Consider the following 649-nt stretch of genomic DNA (forward strand, 5'->3'; position numbering starts at 1 on the left):
ACAACGTACCGCTTACTCCTATAGGAACTACCCGAAAATCTTCATCTAAAATATAAACACTCGTATTCGAAATCGGAGCTCCGATCGGAATGATATTTAATTCTTTTGTAACGTTATAATAACTACAACAAACCGTAAATTCTGTTGGACCATAAGTGTTATATATACTAATTTTGCTTAATAAATTACTAATTTGCTTTGATTGTAATTTATCTCCACCACTTATAAAAGTTTTTAATTTTAACTTGCCTAAATTATCAAAATTTGAATTAAAATATTCTATAATATAAGGGTTAGTACTTAATCTGGTAACAGCTTCTTTTTCACAAACCCGAACCAAATTCTCAAAATCTTTACTATCTGATATTATAACTAATTTTCCGCCTAAAACCAGCACCGGAAAAATTTCTTCTACAGATGTATCAAAAGCAATTGTTGATTGGCCAAGCATAACATCGGAAAAATCAATACCAAAATAATCTGTAAAAGTTAATATATATGAGGAAAGATTTTTATTTTCAATCATCACTCCTTTCGGCTGTCCTGTAGTTCCTGAGGTATAAATCACATACGCCAAACTATCTGGTCTGCTGATAATCGGAAGGTTCTCTTTTTTGTATTGGTTTTTCTGTTTTTTTAATTCCTCATG

The 649-nt window shown here is 30.5% G+C and carries 1 protein-coding gene; it reads right to left on the reverse strand.

Features of this window, described 5'->3' with window-relative positions; all coding sequences use genetic code 11:
* Positions 1-649, reverse strand: a 649-nt coding sequence (locus V6R96_RS20710) for an AMP-binding protein (protein WP_336380101.1), incomplete at both ends; no start/stop codon positions are given.

The sequence above is a fragment of the Chryseobacterium sp. CCNWLW53 genome (assembly GCF_037083525.1).
GTDB lineage: Bacteria > Bacteroidota > Bacteroidia > Flavobacteriales > Weeksellaceae > Chryseobacterium > Chryseobacterium lathyri.